This window comes from Acidiphilium sp. MT5 (genome assembly GCF_054767495.1).
Genome location: NZ_BAABMR010000013.1, coordinates 53,991 through 70,467, shown reverse-complemented (window position 1 = coordinate 70,467; position 16,477 = coordinate 53,991). Strand labels below are relative to the sequence as shown.

Here is a 16,477-nt window from a genome sequence, read left to right as displayed (position 1 = left end):
ACCGCGCCAGTCTGGCGCTCATGATGTCGAAAGGTGCTGCCTCGTGGCCAAAATAACGTTACGACAATTGCTCGATCATGCGGCTGAACGCGGCTATGGCGTTCCGGCGTTCAACATTAACAGCATGGAGCAGGTTCAAGCGATTATGCAGGCGGCGGCGCATACCGATTCGCCGGTGATTCTGCAGGCGTCTCGTGGTGCCCGCTCTTACGCCGGCGATATCATGCTGGCGAAAATGATCGAAGCGGCTGAGGCGATGTTTCCGGCTATTCCCATTTGCTTGCATCAAGATCATGGCAACGACGAGGGAACGTGTCTCTCTGCGATCCAGCACGGCTATACCAGTGTGATGATGGACGGTTCGTTGCGGGCTGATGCCAAAACGCCTGCTGATTATGCCTATAATGTTGATATTACTGCCCGCGTCACCGACATGGCGCATCGGGTAGGTGTATCCGTTGAAGGCGAGCTTGGTGTGTTGGGCAGTCTTGAAACCGGCACGGGTGAGGCTGAAGATGGCCATGGCGCGGAAGGGGCATTGTCGCATGATCAACTTCTAACCGATCCCGATCAGGCTGTTGATTTCGTAAAGGCAACTAAGGTGGACGCGCTTGCGGTCGCGATGGGAACGTCCCATGGCGCATATAAATTTTCGCGCAAGCCTGACGGCGCCATTCTCGCGATGAATGTCATCCGGGCGATCAATGAACGCATGCCGTCCTTGCATATGGTGATGCATGGTTCGTCGTCTGTGCCACAGGATTTGCAGGAAGAATTTAATCGTTACGGTGGCGAGATGCCGCAAACATGGGGTGTGCCGATCGAGGAAATTTTGGTTGGTATCAAATACGGGGTGCGCAAGGTCAATATCGATACTGATTGCCGCCTCGCGATGGCTGCGGCGATCCGCAAGGTTGCCGTTGAGAAAAAATCCGAGTTTGACCCGCGCAATTTCATGAAACCCGCCATCAAGGCGTTGCGCGAGCTATGTCAGCTTCGTTTCGAGGCGTTTGGCTCAGCCGGACAAGCGTCGAAAATCAAGTGTGAACCGCTTGCCGCCATGAGCCATCGATACGCGACAGGCGCACTTGACCCTGTCTTTTCAACCCGTCGAGCAGCTTGACGCAGGAGTTACGCAATGGATATCGCAGCCCGCGCTTCGAAGAGCGGCTCATTTACTCATCTGAGTGCCGACCGTTCTGCCTTTTTGATCATGATGGCTGCTGGTTTGGTCATTGGCTGCCGTGCCGTGCGCGGTCACGTGAAGCGATTCGCCTGTTGCCCCCTTACCAACCGATAAGCGTGAATATGATTATTCTTTTTGACGATTTTGCTCTGCTCGCCAACAACGTGTTCCACGGCATGCCTGCCTTAACTTCCGGCGCTGAGGGGGCCCGATGACTGATCGACCGCTCTTGATCGCGCCATCAATTTTGGCTGCCGATTTCTCCAAGCTCGGTGAGGAGACGCGCGCAGTCCGCGCCGCGGGGGCCGATTGGATTCATATTGATGTCATGGATGGGCATTTCGTGCCGAATATCAGCTTCGGTGCTGTTGTCATGAAATCAATCCGCAAGCAATGCGATGCGGTTTTTGATGTGCATCTGATGATTTCGCCGGTCGATGCTTATCTCGAAGATTTTGCGGCGGCTGGCGCCAATATTATTTCAGTTCACGCAGAAGCAACAACCCATCTTGATCGGTCGATCCAGGCGATTAAACGGCTTGGTTGCAAAGCCGGTGTTGCGCTGTGCCCGGCAACGCCTGAGCACGTGCTCCGCTATGTGCTTGATGAAATCGATTTGGTTCTGGTGATGACAGTCAATCCGGGATTTGGCGGCCAGCAATTCCTACCAAGTCAACTTCCGAAAATCGCCCGTATTCGCGAGATGATCGGTGATCGGCCCATTCACATCGAAGTGGATGGCGGCGTGACTGCGGCGAATGCCGGCGCCTGCCGTGCTGCCGGTGCTGACGTGCTGGTTGCTGGTTCCTCGGTATTTCGTGGGGATGCATCGACCTACGCAACCAATATCAGGGCGCTGAGAGACGCAGCAGCGCCATGAATCATCACGATCCGGTAAATTACCTCACGTTCGGCATGTATGCCCTCGGTGTTACGGTGATGATGGTCGTTATGGTTGGCCTATCGGCACTATTGGGAACGCGCCGCAAGGGGGCGTCTGATCCGTATCCCTTCGAATCCGGGATTATGCCGGTTCATGATATGAATATCCGGTTTCCAAGTCAGTTTTATATTATCGCGATGCTTTTCGTTATTTTCGATCTTGAGCTTATTTTTGTTTTTGCTTGGGCTGTCGTTGCCAGAGAGGTTGGTTGGCGGGGCTATGGGGCGATTATGTCGTTTCTATTTCTGCTTATTATTGCTCTTGCGTATCTGTGGCGGTCGGGTGCGCTGGTGTGGAGCACGCCCGTTGAGCGTGCGCGCTTGCGGAGGGGGACCCAGTGATGGTTGGTGGCGAACGAGGTTCACCGGAGAATCAGACTTTTTTGTTAGGTAAATTACAGGATTTAGTGTCCTGGGGTCAGAAAAATTCCCTTTGGCCGTTTAACTTCGGCTTGTCTTGCTGTTACGTCGAGATGGCGACCTCTTTCACATCGAAGTTTGATATTGCCCGCTACGGATCGGAAGTGCTTCGGGCCACACCACGACAAGCGGATGTTATTGTGATTGCGGGCACTGTGTTTCTAAAAATGGCGCCAGTGGTCAAGCATCTTTATGACCAGATGCTGGAGCCACGTTGGGTTATTTCGATGGGTTCCTGTGCCAATTCGGGTGGGATGTATGATGTCTATAGTGTGGTGCAGGGGGTTGATTCCATCTTGCCGGTGGATGTGTATGTGCCTGGCTGTCCGCCTCGCCCGGAGGCCTTGTTCGAGGGATTGATGCTGCTGCAGAAATCAATTGGGTCCACAAGACGCCCGTTGAGCTGGATGATCGGCGATAGCGGACCGGTGCCCTATGAGAAGCCTAGCCAGCGCGACTTAAAAAATACAGAACGAATGGCGATGACCACTCTTACACCGCCGGATCGCGTGTAATGAATTACCCGGTTCTGGAGGTCGCATCCAATATTGCTCGCCCTTCGTTTTGCGAAGAGCAGACTGTTGACGGAATCGAGACATTTTGGGTGGACGCATCGAATATCATCGATGAACTGTCCAAGAGTAAGCTTAATGGCCAGAATGGCTATCCAATCTTACTCGATGTAACGGCACTTGATGAGCGGACCAGAGTTGGTCCCCGCCACGGCATGCGGCGCGACTTCACTGTCGTTTATCATCTATTGCGGCCATTGGATGGCGGCCAACGGCGCTACAAAGTTCCTTTATCGATCGATTGTCTGAGTATACCAACAGCGTCAAATCTTTGGCCAAATGCCAATTGGTATGAGCGAGAGATATGGGACATGTTTGGCATTGAATTTTCTGGCCACCCCAATATGACGCGAATATTAATGCCGGAAAGCTGGGTTGGTCACCCGCTCCGGAAAGACCATTATTGTCGAGCAACCGAGAAACCACGCTATACTCTCCCTGAAAGCGTGGCGTTAGAAGAGCAAATTTCGCTGCGCGATCTGCCCACTCGGCGCGCTCTGTTTGACGCGGGCGACTCTGATCCAGAAACGATGGTCATTAACCTGGGCCCAAATCATCCGAGCTTGCATGGGGTGTTGCGGCTTGTTGTTGAGCTGAAGGGCGAGCTGATTGTTGATATCATACCCGAGATTGGGTTTCATCATCGGGGTGCTGAGAAAATCGCAGAACGTCAATCGTGGCATAGTTTTATACCCTATACTGATCGAATTGATTACGTTGCTGGTGTAATGAATAACTTTCCTTATGTCATGGGGGTGGAGCGTTTAGCGGGTATCGTTGTTCCTCAGCGCGCGCAAATTATTCGCATCATGCTCGCGGAGTTTTTCCGAATTATCAGTCATCTCGTGTTTTTCGGCACGATGGTGCAGGATGTGGGCCAATTATCGCCGGTATTTTATGCGTTCATTGACCGGGAAAAGGCGCTCGAAGTCATCGAAGCCATTTGTGGCTTTCGGATGCACCCGGCATGGTTTCGTATCGGTGGCGTCGCGGCCGATCTTCCGACTGGATGGGAAAATTTGGTGCGGGCATTTCTCGAGTACTTACCAAAACGATTAGATGAATACGAACAAATGGTGATGAAGAACCGGATTTTTAAAGCGCGGACGGTTGGCATCGGGGAAGTTTCAGCCATCGAAGCGCAGGACTGGGGTATAACGGGTCCGTGTTTGCGGGCGGCTGGTATTGATTTCGACTATCGGAAATCAGCACCCTACTCCGGGTATGATCAACTGGAGTTTGATGTGCCGATCGCTGATCGCAGTGATTGTTATAATCGGGTGCGGTTAAGACTTGACGAAATACGGGAAAGTCTTCGAATTATTCGTCAATGTGCTGACAACATGCCGGCTGGCTCTGTTCGTGCCGCGCACCCCTTGGCAACACCGATGCCACGGGCGGCGATGTTGCAGGACATCGACAGTTTAATTCCCCATTTTCTTAACGTCTCTTGGGGCGCTGTTGTGCCGGCTGGTGAAGTATCTGTTACAATTGAGGCGACGAAAGGGTTGAATACCTATTACCTCGTTAGTGATGGTGCGACTGTGCCATACCGCACCCGGATTCGAACGCCGTCATTTGCCCATTTACAAACAATACCTTTGATGAGCAGAGGCACTTATCTTGCTGACCTCATCGCGATTATTGGCAGTATTGATTTTGTGATGGCCGATGTCGATCGATAAGAAACACTCACCGCTTGATGAAGCGGAGCAACGAGAGATACGCGCACTCGTCGCTACTTATCCACACCCGAAAGCGGCAGCGCTTGATGCTTTGTTGCTGATGCAGGCGAAACATCGCTACATAAATGATGATGTGTTAGCGGCAGTTGCCGATTTGATTGGCGTTTCAATCGCCGAGCTTGATGAGTTAGCAAGTGTGTATAATCTAATTTACCGTAAACCCGTTGGCCAGAATGTTATTCTGCTTTGTGATAGTATTAGCTGTTGGATCATGGGCCGTGATGCTGTGGAGTGCGCAATTAAACAGCAGCTTCAGATTGATGTCGGCGAAACCGATCAACAGGGGCAATTCACGTTATTGCCCATTGTGTGTCTTGGTCATTGCGATCACGCACCAGCTATGCTGATTAATGAGCAACTATACGGCGATGTCACGCCCGATGCAGTCAAATCATTGATCGAAGCGAAGCAACAGGGAGGGGCAGAATGCAGCACCCTCTGACCATGAATTGTCGGCCTGAACCATCAAATTCGTTGGGGCTGGTTAAGTCCCGTTCGCGGGATTTTGAGATTGCTCGCAATATTATCGGAAAAGTTGATCGGGGCTATCTGCTCGATGTTATCGAACAATCGGGTCTTGCCGGGTGCGGCGGGGGGAGTTTCCCGACGGGACGAAAATGGAAGCTCTATCCATCACAGAGCGAAAGGCCTGGACCGCGCTATTTTATTGTTAACGCAGACGAAATGGAGCCGGGCACGTTCAAAGATCGTTTATTGCTGGAAGAAGAGACGGATTTACTGATCGAAGGTATTATTCTAAGCGCGTATATTTTGGATGCAAATGAATGTTATGTATTTGTGCGCGGGGAGTATCATTTAGCTATTGAGCGTGTGATCGCCGGTATCGAGCAGGCAAAAGAGGCGGGTCTATTAGGGATTGACATTCTAGGCACCGGGTTTTGCTTGGATATTCACGTCCATCGTGGCGCGGGGCGCTATATTTGTGGCGAGGAGACTGCTCTGCTGAACGCATTGGAGGGACGGCGACCGGTGCCGCGGGCAAAGCCACCTTACCCGCAGGTCAGTGGTCTGTGGGGCGCGCCAACCATTGTTAATAATGTCGAGACGGTCGCGAATATTCCGAATATCGTTAAAAAAGGTGCGGAGTGGTATCGTTGTCTGGGACGAAACGGCGGTGTAGGCACGAAAATTTTTGGCGTGAGTGGCAGGGTCATGCGTCCGGGGACATACGAACTGCCAATGGGCACGACAATGCGTGAGCTTATCGAGGAACATGCAGGGGGGATGCAGCCGGGCTACCGATTGCGCGCGGTTTTGCCGGGTGGAGCTTCGACGGCATTTTTGAGTGCCGAGCAGATTGATACACCGATGACGCCAGCAGCCATGATGAAAGCTGGAACGCGCCTTGGAACCGGCACGGCGATTGTGCTCGATGATCGGACCTGTCCCGTTGGGTTTATCGCCAATTTACAGCGTTTCTTCGCGCGTGAATCATGCGGGTTTTGCACACCATGTCGTGATGGGCTTCCATGGGTATCGCAGATTCTGGATCGTATTGAGGCTGGCAAAGGTCGGCATGACGATCTTGACCAGTTATTGGACCTTCAGAATACGCTCTCTGCTGGCAGCACATTTTGCGCATTGGCGCCTGGCGCTATGGCGTCCCTGCAGAGTGGATTGTCACTTTTCCGGGAGGATTTTGTTCGGCATATCGAACAAGGGACATGTCCATGGAAATGAGAAGAGCCCAAATAATCGTTGATGGTGTTCCCGTCGACATCGATGGTTCCAATAATTTGCTCGCGGCTTGTCTGTCCGCTCGATTGGATCTGCCCTATTTCTGCTGGCACCCAGCGCTCGGATCGGTCGGGGCGTGTCGCCAATGTGCGGTGACTGTTTACAAGGATGATCAGGATACGGTTGGGCAGACCGTGATGGCATGTATGACTGCTGCCACGCCGGGCATGATTGTCTCGCTCACGGATAAAAAAAGCCATGCGATTCGCAAATCTGTAATAGAGCTGGCATTAACCAATCATCCCCATGATTGCCCAGTTTGTGAGGTTGGCGGTGATTGCCATCTTCAAGATATGACGGTGATGACTGGGCATAGCGTTCGGCATTATGAGTTCCCGAAGCGGACGCATCTGAATCAGGAGCTTGGTCCGTTCATTAAGCATGAAATGAATCGGTGTATTAGTTGTTATCGGTGCGTGCGCTTCTATCGCGATTATGCTGGTGGAACTGACTTCGGGGTATTCGGCGCGTCACGCAATGTTTATTTTGGACGGCCGGAGGATGGTGCGTTAGAAAGTGAATTTGCCGGCAATTTGGTCGAGGTTTGTCCGACCGGCGTGTTTGTGGATAAACCCTACGCTACGCGGTTCGTGCGTAAATGGGATATGCGGGCGATGCCCTCGGTTTGTCCTCATTGTGCTATCGGCTGCAATGTAACGATCCAGGAACGCGAGGGGGAATTTCGCCGCGCATCGAATCGGTTTAATGCCGCGGTGAATGGCTATTTTCTGTGTGATCGTGGCCGGTTCGGTATCGAATTCGTTAATGGGCCGAAACTCACGAGTGCGGTTCGTCGTGGTGGGCCGTTAGTGGTCACAAATGACATTGAGGCCCGTGCGCATTTGCGAGCTATACTGAAATCCGACATGCTCATTGGCATTGGATCGCCACGGGCGTCGCTTGAGTCGAATTTTATGCTCAGGACGCTAGTGGGGCCTGATCGATTTTATGCTGGCATATCGGAACATCAATGGCAGATCGCGGCGATGGCCGCGAAAATCATCGCGGAGCATGGCGTTCCCACGGCCTCGATTGCTGATGTTGAAGCGTCGGATTGCGTTATGATCATCGGCGATGATCCATCGGACGTGGCGCCTCGGTTGGCTCTCGCCGTGCGGCAGGTCGCCAAGGTGGGCGCAAACGGGAATTCTGCTGTCGTGGACATACCGGACTGGCATGCTGATGCCCGGAAGACGGCGCAGACATTCGATAAGTCGGCATTATTTATCGCGACTTCTCTTCCAACGCGGTTAGATGAATTGGCCTCCGATGTCATGCGTGGCACTGCGGAGCAATTGACTGAGGTGTGTTTGCAGATCGAGAGGTTGCTCGTTGGTGATGGCGATGGTGATTATGCACCGCAATCGTTGAGTGGCAGGGCGGGAGTGGCGTTGCGCGGCGCGCGCAAGCCGGTGATTATTGTGGGCGGGCGAGCGGGTGGCGCAGATCTGTTAGGGTTAGCCGCTAATATTGTCATCGCTTCGCGCGATCGTGGGGCCGACGCTCGACTTGTCATGCTTCTGCCGGAGGTCAACAGCCTTGGGCTCGCATTATTGCGGCCCAGATCGCTCCACGGACTCATTGATCAGTTGGCGAGCGTTCAGCAGCCTGGCTGTATTGCCTTGGAAAATGACTTTTTGCGTCATCTTTCAGAGGAGGCGCTGGGAGACGTTCGCCGATGTGGGGTTAAAATCGCTGTGTTGGATCACGTCGAGACCCGCACGGCGCAGGCAGCCGACGTCACGATTCGTTGTGCGAATTTCATTGAGGCTGGCGGCACGGTTGTTAATGCGGAGGGGCGTGCCCAGCTATGGCATCAAGCGATATTCAGCGACGAGCCCGTTGCGCCAGCATGGGAAATACTCCGCGATTGTGGGGTGGCCGCCGAATTGATCGCATCCTCAGAGTGCGGAAATCGGGAGGCCATTCTTGACCATCTGATCGAAAAGTTTGCTATCTTCCAAAATAGCGCTGATCTGATCACTAAGTTCAATGGTGAGGCGCAACCAACGCCGAGCTTGCCGTTCCGCTACAGCGGGCGAACGGCGGTAAACGCGCATATCGATGTGCGTGAAGCACCGCCACCATCATCGGGCCATCCATCCTGGAGCACCAGCATGGAAGGCGCGCGGTTGCATCCGGACGCGGAGATTGTGCCGCAGTTCTGGGCGCCGGGTTGGAACTCTGGCCAGGCTGTCAACCAATTCCAGACCGGTATTGGTTTGTCTTTGCGGACGGGTGATGAAGGGGCTTTATTGTTTCCGCAGGATTGCAAACCGGGACCGATTGAGCGCTTGTCGGCAAAAGTGAACAGCGATCACACACTAATTTTCTGTGAGATAGCTCCGGTATTCGGCGGTGAGGCATTGAGTGCGCGGTCGGCGCCGATTCGTGAGCGGATGGGCGATGCTGTGGTTTTAATCGGCGTTGGGCTTGCCGATTCACTCGCCATTCAGGACGGTGCTTGGGTTCGATGCGATATTGGCGGGTTGAGCGTTGTCAGAAGGGTGATGATCACGCAATCAATTGCAGAAAACTACTGCGGTATTACCGCAAACGCTTTCGATCAACCGGATTTATTGCTACCTCAGACGGGACGCATCGCTCGGATCTCCGATGAGGGGCAATCATGAGCGTATTATTCGCCTTTCTGCATGCGCTTGTCTTGCTGTTGGCTGTGGTAACGTTGGCGGCCCTGCTGACGTGGGTTGAGCGGCGTGTCCTCGGTTTTTGGCAAGATCGGTTGGGTCCTAATCGCGTCGGCTGGCAAGGTATTTTGCAGGTTGCCGCGGACATGATCAAAATTTTCTTCAAGCAGGACTGGATACCTAGTTTTGCTGATAAACCAACCTTCATTGCGGCGCCAATCATTGTATTAGCATCCGTATTGCTCGCTTTTGCTGTCATCCCATTTGGCAGTGGTGTCGATATTCTCGGCGACTTGAATGTGGGGTTGTTATTTTTCCTGGGAATGACCTCCCTGTCCGTTTACGGGGTGGTGCTCGCCGGATGGTCGTCGCGGAGTAAATTTTCACTCCTTGGTGGTATGCGTGCGGCCGCGCAAATGATCAGCTATGAAGTATTTATGGGCATCGCTGTGATTGGTGTTGTCATGCAGGCGGGTTCATTTAATCTTGATAAGATTGTCGCTGCACAATCGCATGTCTGGTTTATCATTCCACAGTTTTTCGGTTTTTTGGCGTTTTTTATTGCCGGAATTGCGGAGGCGCATCGCCTGCCTTTCGATCTGCCCGAGGGTGAAAATGAGCTCGGCGCGGGCTTTCATACTGAGTATTCAAGTATGAAATTTGGGATGTTCTTTGTTGGTGAATATGCAGGTATTGTTCTGCTGTCGGCATTGACAGTCGCGTTGTATTTTGGTGGGGGACATGGACCAATTTTGCCGCCGATCATTTGGTTTGCGTTGAAAAGTAGCTTCTTTGTTATGTTCCTTATTCTATTGCGTGCAGCATTGCCGCGGCCTCGATATGATCAACTCATGTCCTATGGTTGGAAACTAATGTTTCCACTAGCAATTGGCAACTTAGCGGTGACGGGTGGTGTGATGATCGCCCTTGGACAGTAATCATATGTATATTCTCACATCGCTTCGGTCAGCGTGGTTGACGTTCAAACATTTGTTTCACCCAACAGAAACCGTGCGATATCCCGAGCAGATGCCTTATTTGGCGCCGCGCACACGGGGGCGGATTGTTTTGACCCGTGATCCGGATGGGCACGAGCGTTGCGTTTCCTGCTATTTATGTTCGGCGGTCTGCCCGTGTGATTGCATTAGCTTGCAAAGAACCAGCGTGCCTAATCAGTGGCAGCCGGAGTTTTTTCGGATCAATTTTTCGCGTTGTATTTTCTGCGGGCTTTGCGAAGAAGCATGCCCAACGTCGGCGATTCAATTAATTCCTGATTTCGAAATGAGCGAGTATAATCGTCAAAATTTGGTTTACGAGAAGGAGAACTTGCTCATCGCCGGCACGGGGAAAGTTCCTGACTATAATTATTATCGAGTGGCTGGGATTGATGCATTTGGCAAACACAAAGGGCAGGGGGCAGCAGAACGTCCCCCGGTTGATCCTCGGGGGTTGATGCCATGAGCTATTCAATGTTTGATATCGTGTTCTACGGTGCTGGGGCTTTTTCGGTAATCACTACAACGCTCGCGATCACACGAGAAAGCCCGGTATACGCCTTATTGAACTTCGTTATGTCGATCCTCGGTATTGCGCTTGTCATCTATGTGCTGGGCGCGCCGTTTGCGGCTTCGTTGGAAGTCATTGTTTACGCAGGCGCTGTGGTGGTGTTATTCCTTTTTGTTGTTATGATGCTTAACTTGGAGCATCTGAGAACTGGTTTTGTAAATAATCGGAGTTGGATAGCCAAGTCAGCGGTGCCGGTTGTTCTGGCGATATCAATTATGATCGAAATTGGTGTCGCATTGAGTGGTGGACGTGGTAAAGAAATGCCATACCATATTATCGGACCTGCTGCAGTTGGGCGCCGACTCCTCGTGGTCGATATTATTCCGATCGAATTGGGGTCAATGCTGCTGCTAGCCGCTCTATTGGGAGCCTTTCATCTTGCGCGATCGTCGCCGGAAAAGGTGCGGCAATGATCGATCTGTCATGGCAAGCGCCTGCTTCGCTGGCGATTATTCTCTTTGCTCTGGGTTTAATCGGCTTGATAACGCGCCGAAATCTGATTTTCGTGATTTTGTCTATCGAGGTGATGCTCAATGCCGTCGCGTTGTTGTTTATTGTCGCGGGAATGCGGTGGGGGCATCCTGATGGGCAAGTGATGTTCATTTTTATTCTCAACCTGGCCGGGGGTGAGCTGGCTTTGGGTTTGGTGCTGTTGCTGCGTCTGCGCGCCCGAATCACGACGCTTGATGGTGATTCGGCGAATATTTTGCGAGATTCATGACAATGCTGGAGTTCATCTGGATTGTCCCCGCGGCGCCCCTGATGGGTTCAGTCGTGCTGGGCCTGTTGGGTGCGACTTGGTCGGACCGTTGGAGTGGCTTCATTGGGACGTTGAGTGTCGCAATATCGGCGTTTATATCGATCGTGGTCGCGGTCCATTGGTTCCAAGCCCCTCCGGTCGATGAGCATATGCAGATTATGCTTTGGCGGTGGATCAGTTTGCCCGGTTATTCCAGCCACCTGACATTCTACCTTGATCCTGTGTCGTTGGTCATGATGCTGGTGATTACGGTGATTGGCTTGCTGATCCATATTTTCTCAACGGAATATATGGCTGGGGAGGAGGGATATAGCCGGTTTTTTGCCTATTTGAATTTATTTGTAGCTTCTATGCTGCTGCTGGTTTTGGCCAATGATCTTCTTGTGATGTTTGTCGGATGGGAAGGTGTCGGGGTTTGTAGCTATTTGCTTGTTGGATTCTGGTTCCATAATCCGGCGAACGGTTATGCAGCGCGGAAATCATTTGTGGTAACTCGCATTGCTGACGTCGCGATGTTGGTTGGTATATTGCTGTTGTCCAATGCGCTCGGAACCCTCTCGATCCAACCGATGTTGCTGAAAGCTGTCGCACTCTGGCCTCACGGCGGTGCGATGGCGGCAACGGGGGCGGCATTATTGTTGGTTGGCGGCCTTGGTAAATCAGCCCAATTTCCATTCCAAACTTGGCTTCCGGATGCAATGGCGGGGCCAACACCCGTCAGTGCGCTGATCCACGCCGCCACGATGGTCACTGCGGGGATGTATTTGGTGGTTCGGTTGCATCCTTTATTTGCACTGGTGCCTTCCGTTTTGACGATGATTGCTGTCGGCGCAGTGATAACAATTTTGACGGCGTCATTAACGGCCCTTGTGCAGCGCGATATCAAGCGGGTATTGGCTTATTCAACGGTTGCGCAAATTGGATACATGTTTCTGGCACTTGGTGTTGGTGCATGGTCGGCCGCGATGTTTCATTTTCTGACCCATGCCGTGTTTAAGGCATTATTATTTCTCTCCGCCGGTGCGATTGCGATGCGGCTCCATCATGAGCAGGATATTTTCCGGATGGGGGGCTTGCGCCGAAAATTATCCGTTGTGTTCTGGGCGTTTCTAATTGGCAGTGCGTCGCTTGCGGCATTGCCTGTGGTGAGTGCCGGGGCTTTTAGTAAGGAGATGATCCTAGCATCGCTCTGGGAAGCGCCTGGGTTGGGTCAATGGCTCTGGTTGGCAGCGTTGCTCGGTGCTGTTTTAACGGCGACCTATATTTTCCGCGTGGTATTCTTGGTGTTCTTTGGTGAGGTCAAAACCGAGCCAACAGGGCAGTATGGGGCGCGCATCGTTGTGCCGTTGGTGCTCCTTGCGGTCGCGGCCAGCACGATCGGGTGGCTGGAGATGCCGAAATTTATGGCGTCATCGTCGGTATTTTCAGGTTTTCTGGCGCCTGTGCTCGGGCATCCGGCAACGGAATCGGCTTTGCCGCATTTGGTGACCGCTGCCGGGTATATTGCTCCCCTTTTAGGGGTGATGATTGGATTTGGCTTGTATCGCAACGGTTATTGGGTACGCACGGCGGGGCCGGTCGGGCAGGGGAATGACGGGACGCCGACTGAAACATCAATCGGTGCGGGCGTGAGGCGTTTCTTGCGTGCAGGGTTTGGTTTTGACGTTTTGTATGATCGAGTGTTGGTGCAGCCATTTTTGTGGCTCGTAAAGATCCTGCGCGATGATCCAATTGATACGATATTCATGAGTGCCGCTGGGGCTGCGATGAAATTTCACGCCACGCTCCGCCGCTCGCAAATCGGCCAGTTGCGCCGCTACGCGGGTATGCTTGCCCTCGGCTCGATGGCGGTCATTGTTATCATGGTGTTCGCATGATTTTAGTTTGGATCGCTCTTATCCCGATCATTGGTGGCTTCGTCGCTTGGCCCGCGGCACGGCTGCATTCATCGGCACCCCGGGTGATAAGTTTGGCGGTATTGGTGGCTGATTTATTGTTAACCCTAAAGCTGATCGGGGCAGGCAATTCGAGCACCTGGCTTGCGTCATTCTACGCGCCTTGGGTTCCGAGCCTCGGCATTGGGTTTCAGTTTGATATGGATGGGTTGGGTTGGATTCTTGTTGTGCTGACCCAAATATTAGGTATCATCGCGGTTATTGTCTCATGGACTGACGTCAAGGATAGAGTTGGTTTTTATCATGCCAATTTATTATGGTCGTTGGCCGGTTCGATCGGCGTTTTTATGGCGCTTGATCTATTCTTATTCTTCTTCTTTTGGGAATTGATGCTGGTGCCGATGGTTTTTGTGATTGCAATTTGGGGCAATGAGAACCGCCGGCGCGCCGCGATCAAGTTTTTTCTGTTTACCCAAGGCAGTGGCTTATTGATGCTGGTGGCCATTTTGGCGCTGGTTTTCCTGCATCAGCAGCAGAGTGGCGTTCTGACCTTCAATGATTCGGCACTGCTGACAACCCAACCCACTGGCTTTTTTGGGATTTTGGCGATGCTTGGGTTTTTCGTTGCGTTTATAGTGAAACTGCCCGCCTTTCCTGTGCATAGTTGGCTACCGGAAACGCACACCGAAGCACCCACCGCCGGCTCGGTGATTTTGGCGAGTATTATGCTCAAGACCGCTGGCTATGGCTTACTGCGCTTTGCTGTGCCGTTGTTCCTGGTTGCCGCGCACCATATTGCGCCACTCGCGATGTGGCTCGGTGTTGTCAGTATTTTTTACGGAGCAATCCTCGCGTATGGGCAAGCGGATCTGAAGAAACTGATCGCTTATTCCAGTATCAGCCATATGGGATTTGTGCTCGTTGGTATCTACACGTTCAACGCGATTGCTTGGCAAGGGGTGGTGATCCTGATGGTCGCGCACGGTGTCAGCACCGGCGCGTTGTTCATCGCGGTGGGAGCAATCCAGAAGCGGCTGCATACGCGGGATCTGGCGCGAATGGGCGGCCTATGGACCGATCTGCCGCGTTTATCATCATTCGGCACCTTCTTCGTTCTGGCATCAATGGGTCTGCCCGGCCTCGGAAATTTTGTCGGTGAGTTTTTGATTTTGCGAGGGACCTATCCGGTCGCGCCGCTGGTCGCGGTATTTGCGTCCATCGGGTTAATCCCTGCGGCATTATATTCGCTGATTGCCATTCAACGGGCTTTTCACGGCGAGGCCTCGGCACCCCGGCGTGTTGCAGATTTTGGTACGCGCGATGTTAGTGTGATGATGGCATTGGCGCTGGGGATTATCGTGATTGGCGTGTATCCGCAACCGCTGCTCAATATCGCAGCACCCGCTTTGGCCAATTTGGTTCCAGCCAAGCAGGTTTCGGCTTTGGTGCTGAAGGGGCATGGCCGATGAGCGGTTTGCTGAGTTTGATTCAACCGATCGCCCCGCTGTTTGTGATGACGGTCGCGACGGCGGTGGCGCTGACCGCAATCGCCATTCGCCGTTCCTTTCTGGTCACCTTATTGATCAGTTTCGCTGGGTTGATCGGCGCCTTATTGGTGCTGCCATGGATGGCTCATAGCTCAGCCGCAGCGGCGATGTTTGCTGATGATGCCTTATCGGTCGGCTTTGCCGGGATTATTTTGTTGACGAGTGTTTTGGTTCTGGTTGTGGCGGCGTCGTATTGGCTCGATGTCGCAGCGGAACCGCGAGAGGAATACCCGCTATTGCTCCTGGTGGGCACGATTGGTGCGGTGACTGTCGCGTTGGGGATCAATTTCATCCCGCTGTTTATTGGGTTGGAAACATTAACCCTGGCGATGATTGGGATGATCGCCTATCCCCGTTGGCGGCCGGAAGCCTTGGAAGCGGCGTTGAAATATCTGGTGCTGTCGGGGATGTCCTCGGCCCTGCTGCTGCTCGGCCTTGGCTTGGTCGATCTGGCCACTGGGCATCTCAGCCTTGCGGCGGTCCAAAACGCGTCAGGTGCGGCGATGCTGCTACTCCCGGCCTTGGCCCTGATTATTGTAAGCGCCGGGTTCAAGCTTTCGGTGGTGCCGTTTCATATCTGGGTGCCGGATGTCTATGCGGGCGCTCCGGCGCCGAGTGCCGCCTTTCTCGCGACGGTTCCGAAAATCGCGGTTATTGCCGTGGTGGCTCGCCTGCTATTCGCCGATGCAACCATCCCGCCGACGCTCGGATTGGCGATGACGATCGCAGGCGTGGCCTCGATGCTGATCGGTAATTTGCTGGCGCTGCTGCAACAAAATCTCAAACGCATCTTGGGTTATTCATCGATCGCGCAGCTCGGTTACGTCCTGGTCGCCTTACTGGCCGCCGGAGCATTAGGCCGGTCTGCCTTGTTGTTTTTCGTCGCGATGTATAGCGTTACGGTGATCGGCGCCTTCGGCGTTCTGAGTGCTCTCTCCGTGGCGGAGTCGGAGCGGGACATGGATCGCGTTTCGGATATTCGCGGTCTATTCTGGCGTCATCCGCTGATCGCGGGGATTCTGACGCTCGCTTTGTTGTCGCTCGCGGGTATTCCGCCGGCCTTAGGCTTCATGGCTAAAATGTATGTGATGGCGGCGGGTGTTCATAGCCATTTGCGCATATTGATTGCGACAATGGTGGTCAGCAGCGTGATTGGCTTGTTCTATTATTTGCGGGTGATCATCGCGATGACACAAGCGCCGGATAGCGCGGATGCGCCAGCCGAGGGCAGGCTATCCTTGCCTGTGAACGCGGCAATCGGGCTAATCGGCGCGGTGATCCTCGGGTTCGGCATCATGCCGCAGCCACTTTTGTCACTGCTTAAGGCTGTTTTTCATAGCTGAGCGATAAGTCGCCGGCATGTATTCGAGTGATGGCATATTAATTTACTTTGGTGCCAGCGAAGCGGGCGATGGACAGGCCTGACCTTGCGATAACT

15 protein-coding genes are annotated in these 16,477 nt (G+C 53.1%); all 15 read left to right on the top strand.

The annotated features are described in order from the left end of the window. The first annotated feature begins 43 nt into the window (after nt 1–43). The gene (fba, locus tag ACYUCQ_RS14075) at nt 44–1,123 is read left to right on the top strand and encodes a class II fructose-bisphosphate aldolase (RefSeq protein WP_460255211.1); all 1,080 of its coding nucleotides are present in this window, start codon (nt 44–46) and stop codon (nt 1,121–1,123) included. Nucleotides 1,124–1,397: 274 nt separating this feature from the next. Next, nucleotides 1,398–2,066, top strand: coding sequence for a ribulose-phosphate 3-epimerase (gene rpe, locus ACYUCQ_RS14070; protein WP_460255183.1), 669 nt, complete (start codon nt 1,398–1,400; stop codon nt 2,064–2,066). Further along, on the top strand, nt 2,063–2,470 hold the full coding sequence (locus tag ACYUCQ_RS14065; protein WP_460255182.1) for an NADH-quinone oxidoreductase subunit A: 408 nt from the start codon (nt 2,063–2,065) through the stop codon (nt 2,468–2,470). The genes rpe and ACYUCQ_RS14065 overlap by 4 nt, the downstream gene beginning before the upstream one ends. Continuing rightward, nucleotides 2,470–3,063, top strand: coding sequence for an NADH-quinone oxidoreductase subunit B (locus tag ACYUCQ_RS14060; RefSeq protein ID WP_460255181.1), 594 nt, complete (start codon nt 2,470–2,472; stop codon nt 3,061–3,063). The genes ACYUCQ_RS14065 and ACYUCQ_RS14060 overlap by 1 nt, the downstream gene beginning before the upstream one ends. Next, on the top strand, nt 3,063–4,805 hold the full coding sequence (nuoC, locus tag ACYUCQ_RS14055) for an NADH-quinone oxidoreductase subunit C/D (protein WP_460255180.1): 1,743 nt from the start codon (nt 3,063–3,065) through the stop codon (nt 4,803–4,805). Before ACYUCQ_RS14060 ends, nuoC begins: the two co-directional genes overlap by 1 nt. Then, nucleotides 4,792–5,307 carry an NADH-quinone oxidoreductase subunit NuoE gene (gene nuoE, locus ACYUCQ_RS14050; protein WP_460255179.1) on the top strand — a complete coding sequence of 172 codons (516 nt, stop codon included), beginning with the start codon at nt 4,792–4,794 and terminating at the stop codon, nt 5,305–5,307. The genes nuoC and nuoE overlap by 14 nt, the downstream gene beginning before the upstream one ends. Continuing rightward, nucleotides 5,292–6,566 carry an NADH-quinone oxidoreductase subunit NuoF gene (gene nuoF / locus ACYUCQ_RS14045; RefSeq protein WP_460255178.1) on the top strand — a complete coding sequence of 425 codons (1,275 nt, stop codon included), beginning with the start codon at nt 5,292–5,294 and terminating at the stop codon, nt 6,564–6,566. Before nuoE ends, nuoF begins: the two co-directional genes overlap by 16 nt. Then, complete coding sequence (nuoG, locus tag ACYUCQ_RS14040) at nt 6,551–9,256, top strand: NADH-quinone oxidoreductase subunit NuoG (protein WP_460255177.1); 2,706 nt, start codon at nt 6,551–6,553, stop codon at nt 9,254–9,256. Before nuoF ends, nuoG begins: the two co-directional genes overlap by 16 nt. After that, nucleotides 9,253–10,209 carry an NADH-quinone oxidoreductase subunit NuoH gene (gene nuoH, locus ACYUCQ_RS14035; RefSeq protein WP_460255176.1) on the top strand — a complete coding sequence of 319 codons (957 nt, stop codon included), beginning with the start codon at nt 9,253–9,255 and terminating at the stop codon, nt 10,207–10,209. Before nuoG ends, nuoH begins: the two co-directional genes overlap by 4 nt. A gap of 4 nt (nt 10,210–10,213) precedes the next feature. Continuing rightward, a complete protein-coding gene (gene nuoI, locus ACYUCQ_RS14030) occupies nt 10,214–10,732 on the top strand; it encodes an NADH-quinone oxidoreductase subunit NuoI (protein ID WP_460255175.1) in 519 nt (172 codons plus the stop codon). Between the two features lie 8 nt (nt 10,733–10,740). Further along, a complete protein-coding gene (locus ACYUCQ_RS14025) occupies nt 10,741–11,250 on the top strand; it encodes an NADH-quinone oxidoreductase subunit J family protein (protein WP_460255174.1) in 510 nt (169 codons plus the stop codon). Continuing rightward, nucleotides 11,247–11,558, top strand: coding sequence for an NADH-quinone oxidoreductase subunit NuoK (gene nuoK, locus ACYUCQ_RS14020; protein WP_460255173.1), 312 nt, complete (start codon nt 11,247–11,249; stop codon nt 11,556–11,558). Before ACYUCQ_RS14025 ends, nuoK begins: the two co-directional genes overlap by 4 nt. 41 nt (nt 11,559–11,599) lie before the next feature. After that, nucleotides 11,600–13,474 carry an NADH-quinone oxidoreductase subunit L gene (nuoL, locus tag ACYUCQ_RS14015; RefSeq protein ID WP_460255172.1) on the top strand — a complete coding sequence of 625 codons (1,875 nt, stop codon included), beginning with the start codon at nt 11,600–11,602 and terminating at the stop codon, nt 13,472–13,474. Then, nucleotides 13,471–14,961, top strand: coding sequence for a complex I subunit 4 family protein (locus tag ACYUCQ_RS14010; RefSeq protein WP_460255171.1), 1,491 nt, complete (start codon nt 13,471–13,473; stop codon nt 14,959–14,961). Before nuoL ends, ACYUCQ_RS14010 begins: the two co-directional genes overlap by 4 nt. Continuing rightward, a complete protein-coding gene (locus ACYUCQ_RS14005; protein WP_460255170.1) occupies nt 14,958–16,382 on the top strand; it encodes an NADH-quinone oxidoreductase subunit N in 1,425 nt (474 codons plus the stop codon). Before ACYUCQ_RS14010 ends, ACYUCQ_RS14005 begins: the two co-directional genes overlap by 4 nt. Nucleotides 16,383–16,477: the final 95 nt, after the last annotated feature.